Source organism: Affinundibacterium flavidum (assembly GCF_014284175.1).
GTDB lineage: Bacteria > Pseudomonadota > Gammaproteobacteria > Burkholderiales > Burkholderiaceae_D > Undibacterium > Undibacterium flavidum.
The window spans coordinates 78,550-94,469 of sequence record NZ_JACOGA010000019.1; the positions used below are offsets into that span (position 1 = coordinate 78,550).

Consider the following 15,920-nt stretch of genomic DNA (forward strand, 5'->3'; position numbering starts at 1 on the left):
CTGCACGCTGACGTAACGAAGTTCTCTTACAAGGGAACTTTCCCATAGCGATAGCCTAGCCCTGTGCCCATTTGCGCGCATTCGCTTGCCTAAAATAGATGTCAACAGGCCCTAGCAAGAACTTCGTACGTCTGATGGATAGACGCCATGAATTAGGAGACCACGATGTCGGAAGAATCCTCAGCCGATTTTAGCAGTCCGTCTGATTCTGATCCCATTGATCTGCTCACTGTCGATGAGCTCAGAGCACAATTGCGTGCTATGACGGCGTGGCGTGCTCGCATTTTACAAGCCCTCGATCATCTGCAATCTGGTTTGGTGATGTATGGTCCTGATGATGTGCTGGTTTTTTGTAATCGGCGCTTCAAAGAAATTTATCCTGAGATCGCGGATGTCCTGAACCCCGGTACACCATATAGCGAAATTGCGCGTCAATTTTATCGCCGTGAATTTCATAAACGTACCGACCAAACCGAAGACGAATACGTGCACAAGCGCGTGACGCAACATTTGCATCCAGATGAATGTGATGATGAATATTTGATGGCTCCTGGCTCGTGGATATTAGCATCCGACAGAAAGACTTCAGATGGTGGCGTGATTGGTTTTCGCCTTGATATTAGTGAGCGCAAAAGTGCTGAACAATTGCTGGCAGAAACAGAAATGCGGATGTTGACTGAGCTTGAGGGGAAGGTCGATGAACGCACGCAAGACTTGCAATTGGCGAATCAGCATTTGGAGCAGGTGTTAGAAGACCTGCGTGGGGCGCAGCGGCAATTGGTACAGAGTGAAAAGTTAGCGTCGCTGGGTTTTTTAGTTGCTGGCGTTGCGCATGAAATTAATACGCCTATTGGTAATGCTTTGTTAGTCGGCACTTCTTTGCGTGAAGAGATAGATCAATTTGATCAACAGACGAAACAAAAACTCACCCGTAGTTTGCTCGACAAGCATGTGGACTTTATTATTCGAGGTAGTGATGTGCTGGTGTCGAATCTCAAGCGTTCGGCGCAGTTGGTGCAGGGCTTTAAGCAATTGGCATTAGACCGCGCGACTGAGCAGCAAAGAATTTTTGTCCTGGTTGAAGTCATAGACGAAGTGATGTTGGCCATGGCACCTATCTTAAGGCGCACACCGCATCAATTGCGTATTGAGGTTCCCCATGATTTGCAAATGCACAGCTATCCAGGGCCCTTAACCCAAATTATTGTGAACTTCATCAATAATGCCTTGGTTCATGCTTTTGAAGGACAATCGTCAGGACATATGTGCCTGAGTGCCAAGTTGGTAGCGGATGACATGGTCGAGATTTTATTTAGCGATGATGGTTGCGGTATGCCAGAAGAAGTGGCGAATCACGTATTTGATCCTTTTTTTACCACCAAATTGGGGCAGGGTGGCAATGGTCTTGGTATGCATATCGCCTATAACATCGCTACGCAACTATTGGGTGGTGAGATAAGGGTTGAGACGGCACTGGGGAAAGGAACTTGTTGGCGTCTTCAGATGCCAAGAGTGTTAGAAGTTTAAGCCGAATTGTTGAATTAAATTTCAGAAAATGTCGATACTCACACCCGTTTTATGCGTGCGACGTGCAATGCTGTTGCGCTAGCCGCTATTCCTGATTTGGCAGAAATACCGGCTGCACTGCGAGAATGTTTCTTTACGCGACCGCCATATTAAATTGGCGCTGGTGCTGTTGGGTTTGAGCGCGGACACTGACTTTCATATTATTTTGCAGTGAGTCAATTGATGCGCCGGTACGATATTGAAAGCTGACATCAATCACGTCGCCAGCGACCACATCGATCGGTGTTTTTAATGGTAAAGCCATATAGTGATTTAACCAGTCGATTGTTGAATTGCTTCCCTGTACGATAGCCAAGACATTTTTTGTAATAAATCGAAGAGCACTGAGTTGACCACTTTGTTCTATCGTCATTTGACCTTCCCAATTAATCCATAAATCATTGGTTTCCTGGAAGTCGATGATTTTATACAAGGCTGGTTGCGCGAGTTCGACCGTATCAGCGGTAAATACGCCACCTAACTGAAATTGAATGATTGGCGCTTGGTAGCCAGAGAAATCATAACGCTGCTGCAAGGGTTGCACTGCCATCAAAATTGCTTCTGGAATAAAGACGGGCATTGCATGTGTAGGGAATTTTTCGGCGTAACGTTTCTTGAAGTTTTCTATCACTTCAACTTGTTTTTCACGCAGCATCGCAACATGGATCATTTCGCAAATGACGAAATCGACAGGCTCTGGTGGCAGATATTCAAACGCATCTGCATGGATGACTTCGACTCTATCGCCATGCTGATTCATCGCTAATAAACGACGCGCCTCCGCCACCATATCAGGATTAAATTCTACGCAATAAACCTTGGCTGCGGATTGTGCGGCGAACCACGACAGCACGCCTGTGCCACCACCGAGTTCTAATACGCGCGCACCAGCAAACACTTGGTATTGAATCGCGGCTTTAAAATTATCCATGCGATTCGCATCCATCAACATATTGTGATGGTATTGGAGTGGAATAAATTGGCCTAAATAGCAGCTCTCTGCTTCGCGTTCGACTAGCATAGTCTTCCTTCCATCTTATAAGTTGATATCGAATGCTGGATTAATGAGGGCAGCGATCGATCCATTCAGGCGTCTGCAAGATGCTCGCCGATGTCAGGATTATCTAATTTCCTTCCAGAAACGAAGGGCAGAGTTGCGCGGTGTTTCTGTGTCAATTCGGGCTTTGGATGCGCAAATTGCTGTTATGAAATTCAAAATGCTAGATCAAGTGTTAATCATGATCCGGATCGGGGGAAATTTTCGCTGCATGTGTCGCGATCCACTGTATGACCGTTTCATTATCCTCAGCAATTCGACTGCCGATATCGCGAAACCCCGCTTTCTTCACGGTCGCAATCGACGCAATATTGTCTGGCAAAATTTCTGCCAGCACCTCAATAGCACCGTGGTGGAAGGCTAATTCCAATAGCGCATTGACTGCCGCACTGGCGATGCCTTGTCGGCGGTGTTCGGCAGCGATGCCGTAGCCAATTTCAACTCGCCCATTTTGTGGTGTACTCTTAAAGCCACAACCGCCCACGATGCGTTGATCAGAGGTGCGCACGATAATAAAACTACTGCACCAGAATACCGATTGTCCATCGTCCAATAGTTTCAAGGCGCGTGCAGCAACAAAGTAAGGTGGTAGTGCACCAGGTGCCGCACGTGCTGCGAATTCTGTAGGCACTTGTGAAGCCGCGAGCGCTTGTAGTTGCTCGTAGCTGAGTGATTGAAGTGTATAAGACATTTGCGTGTTGATTACTCTGCCGCCGGACATGATTTGCCGACCAGGAATTGTTGTAAATCGATTAGTAGCTTTTCTTTGATTCGTGCGGGACCATTGTTATCCAGATCGCCATGTTTGGTGTTCTTCATTTTTTGCACGCAAACAAATTCACTTGATTGGTCAGGTACTACACCTGGATCTGGCAAGAATTCATCGGCGCGAAACGTCAATACGCGGGTAGGGCCCGTGCGTGGTAGGGCGACGCGGCGGTGATCGAGTGTGATTAGCGTGTTGACTATGGCTGGTGATTGATTGGCTAGTCGGCTGGAAATGTCGCCACCATTGGAATGACCGAGTAAGGTGACCTGAGACCAATCATATTGAGGGTAACGTGCACTCAGGGTTTGAATCGCGTAGCGGATATTTAATACACCTGATTCCCAATACGGAGTACGTACTTGTTGCAAATCGCCGGTCTTGGGGATCGGTACATCGGTCGGCAATTGGTTATCGATTTCTACGACTAGATAACCAAGTTGATTTAGTTTATTGCTTAAGAAACGGTATTGATTTGCCGTGCTTCCATAGCCTGGACTAATGAAGGCAACTGGACAGCGGGCGTTGTGGCAAAGTGTGGTTCCTACAGGCGTAAAGACACTGACCGGAATATCTCTGGCGCGACTGCTGTCATGTAAAACCTCAGTGAGAATTTCTTGGTGTGTTGTGGTGATCTGGCAAGCGCTGAACGCAAGAGTAATTAAAAGTAGGATGCTGAAGCTGAATAGTCTGAAGAGGCGTTTCATGTAGCAAATCAAAGATAGGCAAAGGTCATATTATGTTTTATTAAGTTGTCGCTGTGCGAATTCTCAGAAAAAAAGGGCAGAATAATTCTGCCCTTGTTGATGTTCACTTATGTTGCAGTCAAGCGTCTTGTGGCGCAATCAAACAAGTACTTAGTCACGCGCTCAGGTACGCACTCAGGTACGCGCTCAGGTACGCACTCAGGTACGCACTCAGGTACGCACTCAGGTACGCGCTCAGGCACTCAAAAATGCAGGTTTCTTCAATATTCCCAGAGACATGGCGGTCGCTAGCAATACGACGGCGATGCCAGTGATAATGCCGGTCGTGATGGGTTCACCCAGTAACAACCATGCCCAGATTGAAGCCGTAGCCGGTACCAAGAAGGTGACAGTCACTGCTTTGCTTGCGCCTTCAGTTGAGATTAAATGAAAGAACAAACCATACGCGACACCAGTACAAACTACGCCGAGTATGACCACTGACAGTAGTGCAGATGCTGTGCCATGTTCGATAGCATGTGGCACAGAAGGTAACGCAAATGGCAATAAGGCGAGCGCCGCGGCGAATTGACTACCAGCGGCAGTGGCCAAGGAGGGAATTTCTTTGGCGTGCATACGAGTGTAAGTCGCTGCGAATCCGTAATTGATCGCAGCACCCATGCCCGCTAACACGCCGCCGATGACTTGTGGTGTCACGGTGGTTGGGCCTATGCCGACTAAGATCGCGACGCCGACCAAGCCCAATAAGAATGCGGTAATGCGCAGTGCGCTCAGTCGTTCTGCCAATAACAAAAATCCAAATACAGCCGTAAAAATCGGTGCCAATGAATTCATAGTTGCCATGTAGGCGGACGGAATATAGAGCGCCGACCAGGCAAACAAGCTAAATGGAATGGCCGTATTCGTCACACCAATGATGAAGTAAGTCTTCGCATTGCGGCGCCATGCAAAGTCGATGCCCATTTTGCGTGCAAATAAATATAAGGCCAGCGCACCCAAAGACGCGCGCCCGAAAGTTGTCAGTATGGGACCAAAAACAGGGGCAGCAATACGCATCAACATGAAGCTGGTGCCCCAGATTAAGCCGAGTATGAGAAGTCTGGTGAGATTGGCGGTAGACATGGCGGTTTTCTTTGCGTGGTGAGTGAAACGATGAAATAAGCAATAAATTCACTTGCTGAGGTTGCTATCGTAGCTATCGTAGCGAGCGTTAAGCTAAAAAGCGAACGATACTTATTGACATCTGCTGTAAGAAAATCTAACAATACAGTATGTTACCTACTTCCTTAAACTCTCTCGTTACTTTCGAAGCAGCTGCGCGCCATAAAAGCTATTCGCTGGCAGCCGCAGAATTGCATATTACGCATAGTGCTATCAGCCAGCAGATGCGATTGCTGGAAGACTCCTTGGGTGTAGCTTTATTTGAGCGCAAGGCGAGGCAGATGCAGTTGACTGCCGAGGGGGTATTGTTACTCAAACAAATTCAACCTGCTCTACGCCAAATCAGTCGTGCTTTGGCTCAGGTCAAAACCGAAAAGCGGGCACCAGCGATACGCGTGGCGACTTTGCAATCATTCGCTACCTTTTGGTTACTGCCGCGTTTAGGGCAATTTCAGGCGGCGCATCCAGATCTGGCGATCCACATTCAAGCGGCGATAGGTTTGGTGAATCTGGACAAAACTCAGACTGATATCGCGATTCGTTTTGGTTTGGGGAAGTGGGAAGATTATGATGCTGAGAAATTGCTCGATGATCAGCTGTACCCAGTGTGTAGCCCAGATTTCAATGCAGGACGATTTCCGGGTAACCCCAAACAACTACGCAATTACCGTATCTTGTGTGTAGAAAATGGGCGCGAATGGCAGAACTGGAGTCAGATTGCCGGTATTGATATCGCCAGTTTCAAACACGAAACCCATCATAGCGACAGCAATCTGATGTTGACTGCCGCTAAAGCCGGGCAAGGAATCGCGGTAGCACGGCATAGCCTGGTAGCAGGTGAAATTGAGGCAGGGAATCTGGTACGCCTATTCGACGTGATCGCGCCATCCGACTATAGTTATTATCTGGTGACGCCCAAAGATTTGCAAAAGAACGAAGCGCTACAAGCCTTTGAGCAATGGTTAAAACAAGAGGCTAGGACTTTCGCTAAGCTATGAGGCTAAGCAAGCTGTGGTTATCGCTAGCAGTCCAGCCTCTTTTCTTTCAATCACCTATCTTATAAAGCCTCGCGTAATGCTTGTTTGTTTCGATAATTGAGAAGTTGCGTGTTCAGGTTTTCGAGTGGCAGGTCGAGATCTTTGGCGTCGCTGATGGCTTTTTCTAGCCACTGTTCCGCAGCATGAAAATCGGCATTTTCAGCGTAGACGGCGGCGGCTGTTCGATAGTAGGTTTGTTTATCATGGTAGTCTGGATCTATTGATTGCAGATAATTGAGTGCTAATGCCGCATTGCGTATCGCTTTGTCTGGGTGCGTTGCTAGTATCCAAGCCAGCCTGAGTTTTGGTGCGTTATTTCCTTTTGATATTGATGTGGCGGCTTTGTCTAGCCAATACATACCTTGATCTTCATTTTTTTGCAGATGCGTACCGCTGAGCAATTCTTGTCCTAATAAATATTGCGCATCAACGATTTTTTGTGACGCGGCTTTTAGGAGCCATGCCAAGCTCTTATTCGGATCAGGTATGCACATATTGCCATTTAAGACGTTTTGCCCCAAGAAAAAGCTCGATACCCCGCTACCATTGTTTGCCGCTAATTGGTACCACTTGTTGGCATTTTTATCTGATTCTGCTTTTGGTTTGTAGTTGGTAAACGAGGGCAGGACATCAAGGTAATAGGCATAAACAAATTGCGCTTCTGCATTGCCAGTGTCTGCTTTTTCTTTTTGTTTTGATATAGCTTTTTCGATTTTTTTCTCGTCAAATTCCGTATCGGTGATGAGGAAATGAAAACGTGTTTTGACACCGTGTGTATCTGCTGCTTTTCCCGCAATCATCATTGGTTCGTATTGCCACTGACGAACTGCATTGATCACCGCACGAGAAAATGCGGCATCTGAACTGTAGTACACCAGGTGATCTCTGGTAGTACCATCTTTGCTGACAGTAAAAAAGATATCAACCCAGCCCACTTTGCCTTCCCGTAACATCGAAGCTGGATACCTAGGATTCACATTTTTGATCATATGCAAACGGCTCGATAAGGAGCTAGCGCCGGTGTACACAGGCACCATACTTTTTTCTATCGCAGCAGGATTGAATTGTGCGTAGAGATCTTGGTAAAGGCGATCCGCAGATTTTTTTTGATCATCGGATAAGCTCGTATAAATTGTTAGATGCAAGCCGCGTTCTTTGTATTCAGCATCTTGTGCTGCTAAGGCCAACCACGCATAGGCTTGAATACTGTCTTTGCTAACAAATTCACCGCGAAAATACATGACGCCAAGATTGTATTGTGCGGACAGATCACCAAATTTTGCTGCTTGCTGGAATTCGCGAAATGCTTTTTCAAAATTTGCCTGTTCATAATATTTCATGCCCAGTTCAAAATCGGCTTTCGCAGTTCCGCTTAAGCCCATGAAAGAGAATGCCGCAGCACAAAAGCAGGCGCGGAAAAAAATCTTTGTCATTGTTATTGTCCTTGTGACGAAGTTGCTGGAGTTGCAGTTGCCGCGACTTCCGTGATTGCAGTGATTGCGGTGGATAGGGGCGTGTATTGCAGCTCACTGACTTTGATGGCATTTTTATTGTTGCTGAATTGAATCGCTTCAAAAGAAATATGCGGTTGCACGGTGATTGTTTCGTTGTTGACTGAAATCGAAGTGAGTCTATTTTTATCCCAACTGATCGAAACTGCTACGTCATGGTCCCACTGTGAAGGTACACGGAAATACTTATACCGGGACTCAGTATTGCTAGTGTAAAACTCGATATGCGCTTCTGGCCCGGTTGAACATTCGTAACCAGAAAAACGAATCTGTATCGGATCTTTGCTTAATTTCTCATCAGTCAATAAAGCGATTTGTGTTGTTCCATGTCGTGGAACTAAGAGCTTGAATCGTAGCTGTCCCGGTTCACGATTAAGTGGCATACGCCATTCTTTAGTTTCACCGATGCTGGTGTTCATTGGCGGATAGTTGGCCGGTGACATGTTGGCACAAGCGGCTAACAAGCAAATTGGCGCGATCAAAAAAATACGCGCCAAAAGGCGCGACGGAAAACGTGAATGATGATTCATACGGAGCGTGTTGTATGGTTATTGTCGGTGCAGAGAATTGAAAAAATCTCGCAAAGTATGATGCATTTAAGATATTGCTACAAGTACCATATTTTGAATGCATTGAATATCTTGAATATCATGCAGACCTTGAAGAATTCATGCTTGTGCGTTTTCACTCCGCTGTATGGCATACCGCTTCGACATTATTTCTATCGGGATCAAATACAAATGCGCCGTAGTAATTGGCATGGTAGTGCGGACGTAGGCCGGGTTTGCCATTATCTTCACCACCGTGTGTCATTGCTTCTTGGTAAAAGGCGTCAACTGCTGTGCGTGATGTTGCGGTAAACGCGACATGGCGCGGCGTCGCTTTCTCTTTACTTTCAATAATCCAGAAAGTCGGCTTACCTTCCACCCCAAACGCACACATTCTTTGCGTTGGAAAATCGGCATTCCATTCTGCGACAAATTCCATTTGTAGCGTAAAACCCAGTGGCGCAAACGCCGACAAATAAAAATCCTTAGTCGCTACATAGTCTGTTGCATAGGTACTTAGATGATCGATCATAATGTATTGTTCCTCGTCTTTGGGTTTACTCGTAATGTCGCTTGTACGTTTGGCGACCTTGTTAATCTATGGCAGTGAACATCTAGCAGTGTGCATAAGGAAGTGAGTCTTAACTGCTAGTAATTATCCCTGCGTTTTATCTTAATCGTTGCAATAAAAGGCTTAGTTCATATTCACGTGGCCAGAATCGGTATCCTCCGTTTTTTTGATTGGTGTGATGGGAAAAGTCGTGTGCCGATTTTTCGTCTTGGAACTGTTTCGCACTAGTTTATTGTCGTTGATACTGGCGCGTATTTCTTTGAGTTTGCTCGATTCTCGATAGAGTAAATTGAAACTTTCGAAAGGAATCATTTTGCCATCAGCTTGCGCAAAATGTATGCAAGATTTTTTCAGTGCACGAATGTCTAGCGAATAGGCGTCCATAAACTGCACGATTAAAACACGAAAAACATTGTCGTAACTGAGATTTTGGGGTGCGGAGATGAGTGGTAGGCAGCACATTAATTCAGACAGACAGTTGGCTTGTGACTCTGGCGAATGATTCGTGGAAAATAATTTGAATATTTGATCCTTTACATTGAGTTTTATCGCTTCATCGCGTTCAAAAACAATCGTGTTACCGCTACCCTCTACCAATGATTGTGGATCTAGATAGCGCGTTAGCGGAACTGCCTTGTCAGCGGTTTTTAAAGCATAGGCCATGGCCAAAGTATCCGGATTGCAGGGGACGGGCACAATATCTTTCAGCGTAAAAATCGGCGCTTGTTCAGCGATTTTTCGACGAACTTCTGACACCGTGAGACGATGTAACCGAGCATCGTATTTTTCAACTCTGCCTGCATCTTGAATCGGTTGGAGCGTGACGCCTCGCACGCATCGTTGCCTTAGTCCAAAGTGTATAACATCGCCAATTTCATCATCGTTTAGACCTTTTTTCAAGGTCATTACCAAGGTCGTTGATAGATTTACTTCATTGAGATTGTCTATGGCTTGCTGGCGAATTCGACGCAAATCTGCACCGCGTAAAGTTTTATGCACTTCAGCTCGGAACGAATCAAATTGCAGATACACCTCAACACCTGGTGCGTAAGTCGCCAAACGCGCAACGAATTCTTTGTCCTGTGCGAGTACGATGCCATTGGTATTGATCATGATATGTTTGATCGGCCGTGCTTTGGCGGCGTCCATAATTTCCCAAAAATTAGGATGCAATGTGGGTTCACCACCAGATAGTTGCATGACGTCGGCCTCACCTTCATTGGCGACGACGGTATCGAGCATCTTGATGATTTCTGCTAATGATTTATGTTGCAATTTGTGCGTGCCACTTTCTGCGTAGCAGACCGGGCAGTTGAGATTACAGTTGTCCGTGATTTCGACTATCGATAGGCAGGAGTGTTGCATGTGGTCTGGGCACAAGCCGCAATCATAAGGACAGCCATACTCCATTTTGGTATTGAAAATTTGCGGCATTTCGGGATGCTTCACAAATACTTCCCGGCACAGACGATAGTATTCAACATCGTCACTGATCAATACGCGTTCTGTGCCATGTGCGGAGCACCATTTGTCCATGTAGACTCGATCATCTTTGAAAATAATTTTGGCTTCTACGGGATGCAAACAGTTCGAGCAAATTGAACTAGTTGTGTCATAAAACAAGTAAGGGCGGATTTTTCGTGACATATTATGGGATACCAGCATACGTGTTGGGATTGGGGTAAGTGCTCTCTGAGTCGTGAACTAATTTTTTATATGTTTCTGCGATCTGATAGGCTTGCTCGATTTCTCGTGGTGTCAATTGTGTTTTGAAGTAAGCGATCCTCTGTTGAGTTGAATCTGTGTTGCGATATTCTGTTTTTCTATGAATTAAGAGAATGGCCAATGTTTCTGCCTGAGAGAGTTCTTCGTGCCCAACAATACGGAGTGGATCGCTAGGTTTAATAACGATGTAGGCTTTTCCGCAGTGTATGAGTTCACGTAAGTACCATAGCTGTGCGAGCGTCTTGTCTTTCTTCGTAACCCTGCCTTGCGAGTAGATCTCCGATAAAATTGCAGCGGGATTTTCGTTGGGATCGCTGGCGCGTGCATCTTCGGTGATCTGCGTTGAGTACAAGCTTTTCGCGAGACATATTTTACTTGCTGATTTTATGAGCAAGTTGATGCCAGCTTCTGGAGAACGTTGAAATTCAACTTCAGTTAAATCAAATTTCTTATATGGTGTAGCGGAACCATAGATGAGAAATTTTGCATAATAATATTCTGCGCTCGGGTATTGATCATCAACCGCACTTTTCAGGTAGGATAGTCCCGTGTTTAAGTCACGAGTAAAGTGCCCTTGAGGGTCTAGGTACGCGAAGCTTAGTATTGTTTTTGACACCGGATTTGTCTTCGCCGATAGAATTAAATCGCTATAGTATTCGTTCTCTTTTCTCTGCATCGCTACTTTCTCGGATGCGAGGCGTTTGTTAGTTTCTTCTGGCGACGGGCTAGATTTCAGTATATAGCTGACGCAACCTGTGCCGCCAATCAAACTCAATGCCAGTATCAGAATACTGATTTGTAGCTTTGCGTTCTTCATCATGTCCTTCCTAGGCTAATTTGCGTAATTGACGGATAGTGATAGGGAGGTATATGAGCAGGCTAATCGAGCAGATAATTTGAATGCCACTTAATCCAAAACCATAGTCAAACGGAAGTGGCTTGAAGCCATCAATAAATAAGCGCCAAAATAGATACCCAGTTAGGTAGAGTTTGAACATTAATCCTGGTGCAGTTTGCCAACGATTTTTATTTGCTATAAGCGAGCTCCCCCAGATCCATACAAAAAGAATGTCGTAGAGCTGCGTTGGATGGCGCAGAGTTCCATCGCCGAAATCTATACCCCAGACCATGCTCGTTGGATTGCCGTAAGTGCCGTCGTTTAGACCCGCGAGATAGCAACCTATACGACCTACCGTGGTGCTGACGATTAATGGCAACACAAAATTGTCACCCGTTGACTGACTTTGATGCAGTAATTTTTTACCGATTTCTACCCCGATCAACCCACCGATTAATCCGCCAACAATCGATTGACCCGAAAAAATTAAGCCTATGTGTGCTTCAATATTTTTCCAAAGGTGGGGATATTCTAGCCAGAACACCAATTTATTACCGATTGCCGCACCGAGTATGCAAGCAACAATGACGCCGAAATGTCCGCTTACTAAAATTCCAGATTGTTGATGTCGGGCACGCTGCAAGCGATATAGCTGCACGCCAATCGCGATGGCTAACCATTCAAATACGAGATGAGTAAAGTGTGCAGCAGATGGCGATAGAACAAAACTTTTCATGAAACCCTATTCACGCTGTTGGCGCTTTATTTCTTGATTTATTATTTTTTGATTTATTGTCTAGCGTCACCACTATTGCTTGCATATTCCACTCGACGCTGGAAGTATAGAATTTATCGTTCCTAGACAGCTAAAATCTTCACCATCATTCCGTCAGTGTTTTTTTTTGACGAGTGGTATTTATTCCTGCTTCTTCGATATTCGATAGATGGCGTAAGCGAAATTAATGGCGATGATTAATCCGACCAAGCCCGGAATTGCGAATATGAATCCACCGTTCATAAAGCCTTGAACGAAATCGTTGTTGAAGAAGCCTACCGACACACCGAACAGACCGCACCATCCAAATCCAACCATGAAAATAAGGCAGAACACGATTTTGATAATATTGAAGAAATTTTTCATCTGGGATTGAACCTCAATAAATAAGCGGGATTCAGTGAATACCTGCATTGGATTGCTAAGTTTTTGTGTATTTCTTATGCATGGAATAAATATCGGATTTACACAAAACTCCATGGGCTAGCGCTTGATTGCGCAGGGCGATTAGGACAAGGTACTCATTACTGACTCTAATTAATCTTCAGACCAATACAGCATTCCCTGTGATCGCGTATTCCACCGGAACACAACAACGTTAGCGCCTGTCTTGCGTAAGTCCTAAAATATTGAATAGTAAGCTTTGCAAAAAGGCATCCTAGCTTAGTCTTTTGTAAAAGACAAATACTTAATTGAAGTAGAGCTTGCTCATTTTGACGGAACTTCGATAGGCTGACAGTGAGTCGTCAAGCAAAGCTAAGTCTTCACGCTCGATCAGGAATTTGGTGTGCCTCAGATGAGTATTCGCGTTGTTGCGGTTAATTCCTCATGGAGGCATTTGATGGGCGAGACTAATCGGAATTGTGGTCTATGTGAGACCGCGTTTTTAGGCGAGAGCAATCACATCTATCAAAATATGCGCGAACGCGACTGGCCACAGCGAGCGCACGCGCCAGTAGTAAAGGCTAAATATCACGCCGACTACGACCACAGATATTGCGCCGATCGGGCCTTGATATAGATGGTAGAGCAATCGTATGAAAACACTAAGTCCGATAGCGATAGATGCGCCAGCTGCGGCAAATCCACGAACGAGATAGCCCAAGAGAAAGAATTCTTCGTAGAGTCCGTTCAATACGGACAACGCAGTCAAGTACATGAGCGATGGTCTCGCATTCGATGCGATGATCGCGATCGGTTCAGGTTCAAGCGATCGATATGAAAATACGGGCTCAATGAAAGACCACGCAAGTAGAGTAACAGCGCAAAGTAACATACCGTGAACGCAGCCTTTCAAGCTCGGCTTTGGCAATAGTTCACGAATTGAATATCCACAAAAATGCAAAAACAAGAATGCTAGCCCGCCAAGAATAAGCTCAATGAGCATCAGATTTGTAAGGCTGCTGTCCGAGAATGAGCCAGACGTCGGAAAATTGCTTGCCACGGCATCGATAGAAGCGATGATGAAGTAACCGAAAGCGATAGCAACGAGTATGCTTGCTTCGGCGAAGGATGGGGTGGTTTTGGATTGAGCGGACAAAGGAGAATTCTAAAGTTGAAATGCAAACGTGGTTATTTGTGAAAATTTATCGATGAAAACTTCGCATTCGCAGGCGCAATTGGTAGATCAATATGGATAAATTTAGCTATTCTTATGGCCAGATAATGCACTGCATCATCAAATTTATTATCAATCTTCATTATCAATCTTCATTGTCAATCTTCATTATCAATATTTATTATCGATATTTTTGTACGTGCCGTCGACCTTCATTTCGCGTAGTTTCGCGTTCAAGAGTGTGATGGTATCAGTATGCATCTTGGGATTACAAGCTAGGTAATAATCGGAAGTTTGATAATTAAAGAGCCAAACAACTTTGTTTTCAAGATGATTATCTAGAACGATTTTTTTACCGTGCGTTTCGCCTGCTGTTGCAAAATCAATTCTGCCTAACGCCACATTTTTGAATGTCGTAGCAGACTCAATGGACGTCACTATGTGGAAACCCTTTTCCGATAGATAGGGAACTGAGACATTGCCTACCTCGGTCCCTATACTCGATTGTTTGATATCTTCGAGCCGGGTGATTTTGCCCAGTTTGTCAGGGCTACCAAAGACTGCCCAATTGCCGGTAGCGATGGGGCCTATCCAATGAAACCACGATTCTCTCTCTTTAATCCTTGCTGTAGAAAACACACAGGTATCGGCGTTATTACGGGCTAATTCAAATGCGCGATTCCAACTCATCATGGTCATTCTATAGGGAAGCTGACTGCGTTTGAATAATTCACGCACTTTGTCGGCAGACTGACCGTAAATAGATCCGTTTTCTTTATTGACGATATTTAAAGGGTACAGATATTCAGTGGTGATATTGATCGTAGACGCTTTAGTTTTCGCCTCGCAAACTCCACCAATAGCCAGAGAAAGCACAAAGCAAATTGGGAATAACTTGAGCTTGAAATGCTTTATGTGTTTCATGGTGGCAGTACCAATGGTGGGTTTTAATTTGCAAGGGAGGGGCTAATGAACGACAGTGAAAGGCATTGCAGACCTCGTAAGTGTTTAGAATAATTCAAGCGGGGGCGCGGGTCAAATAATGTTCTGTTCTTGGCTCGTCGGTGCTTGGACGCGTGGGCACGGCTTCGTTGTGAACACGCGTTACGGTTGTTGAGGGTGAAAAAAGTGAATGAGTAGGAGATTCATTTTGCAATGATGAAGAAAACCGTATGGGCGCAAAAAGCTTGCACACTATGCATGGTTTTTTCGTTCGTTTACGATGATCTACAGCTTGCGACGATAGTGCTCTGTCATGAACTGATGCCAAGAACCATCTGCACTTTGCATACGTGAAGTTAATGTACGGTGATCGGGCGTGACGAATTCGATAATATCCTGATACTTTGCCATCGAGCCATCGCCAGCAAAGCTTGGCCCTTCAGAGTCTAGGGTAAGAATTTTTGCAGACGCATCGAGTGAGCCCTTGTACGGCCACAGATATGTCATCATTGATGCGATAAAAGTGCCGACAAAGCGCTTCGCTTGCGGGTCGTATCCCAGTGTCATAATCGAATCCCATGATCCGCCGTCCGGCGAATTACCTACGACCTCGCCGATAGTCCAAAATTTACCCAACGGACGAACCACCTCACGTCCCGTGGTTTTCATTGGCGGCTGATCTGGCCCCATGATGCATTCGGATTCGATAACCCACTCGCCGACGAGTTGATGTAGCCAAAGATATTCAGTGTGCGGATCTGGGATTTGCATGATTTCACTCCTTCAGTGGTGATGAACGAACGATAGTTGGGGCACGCGTACTACGGACGAACTTAGTTTAAGCGTCGTCATGAAAAGATACCGGAACGCCAAAGCAAATGCAATTTGTTTCAATTCTCTTGAAACCTGCACGGGGCTTGAGTGTAATTGGTCTTTCTCTGTAAAAATAGGTATAAGAAAATCGACAAAGAAGGAAGTTTTTAGCACTGTCGTACAGTCATTCGATCAACGGAACAGCGTTTTATTTGCAGTTCGTAGATCCTATGATTAAAAAAGAGTCGACAAGCAAATAGCAAACCTTAAAATAAAAGCTCGACCAATCAAATTAAGGAGAACGACATGCTTGCGACTCTTAGGGATGATTTTACTGCAGAAAAA

Annotated in this window: 16 protein-coding genes; 2 read left to right on the forward strand and 14 right to left on the reverse strand. The window is 45.3% G+C overall.

Features of this window, described 5'->3' with window-relative positions:
• Positions 1–165: 165 nt before the first annotated feature.
• Positions 166–1,527 carry an ATP-binding protein gene (locus tag H8K55_RS18235; RefSeq protein WP_186943496.1) on the forward strand — a complete coding sequence of 454 codons (1,362 nt, stop codon included), beginning with the start codon at positions 166–168 and terminating at the stop codon, positions 1,525–1,527.
• 133 nt (positions 1,528–1,660) lie between these two features.
• Here the strand turns inward: H8K55_RS18235 and H8K55_RS18240 are convergent, their stop codons facing one another.
• The 4 genes from H8K55_RS18240 to H8K55_RS18255 all read right to left on the reverse strand — a co-directional run bounded on the left by H8K55_RS18240 (position 1,661) and on the right by H8K55_RS18255 (position 5,218).
• Positions 1,661–2,587 (reverse strand): methyltransferase domain-containing protein, encoded by a 927-nt coding sequence (locus H8K55_RS18240; RefSeq protein WP_186943497.1) that lies wholly within the window; start codon positions 2,585–2,587, stop codon positions 1,661–1,663.
• 211 nt (positions 2,588–2,798) lie between these two features.
• Positions 2,799–3,314, reverse strand: coding sequence for a GNAT family N-acetyltransferase (locus H8K55_RS18245; RefSeq protein ID WP_186943498.1), 516 nt, complete (start codon positions 3,312–3,314; stop codon positions 2,799–2,801).
• A gap of 11 nt (positions 3,315–3,325) precedes the next feature.
• Positions 3,326–4,096 (reverse strand): alpha/beta hydrolase, encoded by a 771-nt coding sequence (locus tag H8K55_RS18250; protein WP_186943499.1) that lies wholly within the window; start codon positions 4,094–4,096, stop codon positions 3,326–3,328.
• Between the two features lie 234 nt (positions 4,097–4,330).
• Positions 4,331–5,218: a DMT family transporter gene (locus H8K55_RS18255; protein ID WP_186943500.1), complete on the reverse strand. Its 888-nt coding sequence runs from the start codon at positions 5,216–5,218 to the stop codon at positions 4,331–4,333.
• A gap of 149 nt (positions 5,219–5,367) precedes the next feature.
• Here H8K55_RS18255 and gcvA point away from each other — a divergent pair, with 149 nt between their 5' ends.
• The gene (gene gcvA, locus H8K55_RS18260; RefSeq protein WP_186943501.1) at positions 5,368–6,255 is read left to right on the forward strand and encodes a transcriptional regulator GcvA; all 888 of its coding nucleotides are present in this window, start codon (positions 5,368–5,370) and stop codon (positions 6,253–6,255) included.
• A 59-nt stretch (positions 6,256–6,314) separates the two neighbouring features.
• On the opposite strand, the gene H8K55_RS18265 is transcribed toward gcvA, so the two are convergent.
• The 10 genes from H8K55_RS18265 to H8K55_RS18310 form a co-directional block, all read right to left on the reverse strand.
• The gene (locus H8K55_RS18265; RefSeq protein WP_186943502.1) at positions 6,315–7,727 is read right to left on the reverse strand and encodes a TonB family protein; all 1,413 of its coding nucleotides are present in this window, start codon (positions 7,725–7,727) and stop codon (positions 6,315–6,317) included.
• 2 nt (positions 7,728–7,729) lie between these two features.
• On the reverse strand, positions 7,730–8,335 hold the full coding sequence (locus H8K55_RS18270; protein ID WP_186943503.1) for a hypothetical protein: 606 nt from the start codon (positions 8,333–8,335) through the stop codon (positions 7,730–7,732).
• 154 nt (positions 8,336–8,489) lie between these two features.
• Positions 8,490–8,885 carry a VOC family protein gene (locus H8K55_RS18275; RefSeq protein WP_186943504.1) on the reverse strand — a complete coding sequence of 132 codons (396 nt, stop codon included), beginning with the start codon at positions 8,883–8,885 and terminating at the stop codon, positions 8,490–8,492.
• A 162-nt stretch (positions 8,886–9,047) separates the two neighbouring features.
• The gene (locus H8K55_RS18280) at positions 9,048–10,571 is read right to left on the reverse strand and encodes a radical SAM protein (protein WP_186943505.1); all 1,524 of its coding nucleotides are present in this window, start codon (positions 10,569–10,571) and stop codon (positions 9,048–9,050) included.
• 1 nt (position 10,572) lies between these two features.
• Positions 10,573–11,466 (reverse strand): hypothetical protein, encoded by an 894-nt coding sequence (locus H8K55_RS18285; protein WP_186943506.1) that lies wholly within the window; start codon positions 11,464–11,466, stop codon positions 10,573–10,575.
• A 10-nt stretch (positions 11,467–11,476) separates the two neighbouring features.
• The gene (locus tag H8K55_RS18290; protein ID WP_186943507.1) at positions 11,477–12,223 is read right to left on the reverse strand and encodes a prolipoprotein diacylglyceryl transferase family protein; all 747 of its coding nucleotides are present in this window, start codon (positions 12,221–12,223) and stop codon (positions 11,477–11,479) included.
• Positions 12,224–12,403: 180 nt separating this feature from the next.
• Entirely contained in the window at positions 12,404–12,628 is a 225-nt protein-coding gene (locus H8K55_RS18295) for a hypothetical protein (protein WP_186943508.1), read from the reverse strand.
• Positions 12,629–13,148: 520 nt separating this feature from the next.
• The gene (locus H8K55_RS18300) at positions 13,149–13,802 is read right to left on the reverse strand and encodes a CPBP family intramembrane glutamic endopeptidase (RefSeq protein WP_186943509.1); all 654 of its coding nucleotides are present in this window, start codon (positions 13,800–13,802) and stop codon (positions 13,149–13,151) included.
• A 189-nt stretch (positions 13,803–13,991) separates the two neighbouring features.
• Positions 13,992–14,744 carry a substrate-binding periplasmic protein gene (locus H8K55_RS18305; RefSeq protein WP_186943510.1) on the reverse strand — a complete coding sequence of 251 codons (753 nt, stop codon included), beginning with the start codon at positions 14,742–14,744 and terminating at the stop codon, positions 13,992–13,994.
• A gap of 303 nt (positions 14,745–15,047) precedes the next feature.
• On the reverse strand, positions 15,048–15,533 hold the full coding sequence (locus H8K55_RS18310; protein ID WP_186943511.1) for a DUF1579 domain-containing protein: 486 nt from the start codon (positions 15,531–15,533) through the stop codon (positions 15,048–15,050).
• Positions 15,534–15,920: the final 387 nt, after the last annotated feature.

What these genes read in the sequence shown, in the direction of transcription:
- H8K55_RS18235 (WP_186943496.1), top strand. Translation starts at nt 166, where the DNA reads ATGTCGGAAGAATCCTCAGCCGATTTTAGCAGTCCGTCTGATTCTGAT.
- H8K55_RS18240 (WP_186943497.1), bottom strand. Translation starts at nt 2,587, where the DNA reads ATGCTAGTCGAACGCGAAGCAGAGAGCTGCTATTTAGGCCAATTTATT.
- H8K55_RS18245 (WP_186943498.1), bottom strand. Translation starts at nt 3,314, where the DNA reads ATGTCTTATACACTTCAATCACTCAGCTACGAGCAACTACAAGCGCTC.
- H8K55_RS18250 (WP_186943499.1), bottom strand. Translation starts at nt 4,096, where the DNA reads ATGAAACGCCTCTTCAGACTATTCAGCTTCAGCATCCTACTTTTAATT.
- H8K55_RS18255 (WP_186943500.1), bottom strand. Translation starts at nt 5,218, where the DNA reads ATGTCTACCGCCAATCTCACCAGACTTCTCATACTCGGCTTAATCTGG.
- gcvA (WP_186943501.1), top strand. Translation starts at nt 5,368, where the DNA reads ATGTTACCTACTTCCTTAAACTCTCTCGTTACTTTCGAAGCAGCTGCG.
- H8K55_RS18265 (WP_186943502.1), bottom strand. Translation starts at nt 7,727, where the DNA reads ATGACAAAGATTTTTTTCCGCGCCTGCTTTTGTGCTGCGGCATTCTCT.
- H8K55_RS18270 (WP_186943503.1), bottom strand. Translation starts at nt 8,335, where the DNA reads ATGAATCATCATTCACGTTTTCCGTCGCGCCTTTTGGCGCGTATTTTT.
- H8K55_RS18275 (WP_186943504.1), bottom strand. Translation starts at nt 8,885, where the DNA reads ATGATCGATCATCTAAGTACCTATGCAACAGACTATGTAGCGACTAAG.
- H8K55_RS18280 (WP_186943505.1), bottom strand. Translation starts at nt 10,571, where the DNA reads ATGTCACGAAAAATCCGCCCTTACTTGTTTTATGACACAACTAGTTCA.
- H8K55_RS18285 (WP_186943506.1), bottom strand. Translation starts at nt 11,466, where the DNA reads ATGAAGAACGCAAAGCTACAAATCAGTATTCTGATACTGGCATTGAGT.
- H8K55_RS18290 (WP_186943507.1), bottom strand. Translation starts at nt 12,223, where the DNA reads ATGAAAAGTTTTGTTCTATCGCCATCTGCTGCACACTTTACTCATCTC.
- H8K55_RS18295 (WP_186943508.1), bottom strand. Translation starts at nt 12,628, where the DNA reads ATGAAAAATTTCTTCAATATTATCAAAATCGTGTTCTGCCTTATTTTC.
- H8K55_RS18305 (WP_186943510.1), bottom strand. Translation starts at nt 14,744, where the DNA reads ATGAAACACATAAAGCATTTCAAGCTCAAGTTATTCCCAATTTGCTTT.
- H8K55_RS18310 (WP_186943511.1), bottom strand. Translation starts at nt 15,533, where the DNA reads ATGCAAATCCCAGATCCGCACACTGAATATCTTTGGCTACATCAACTC.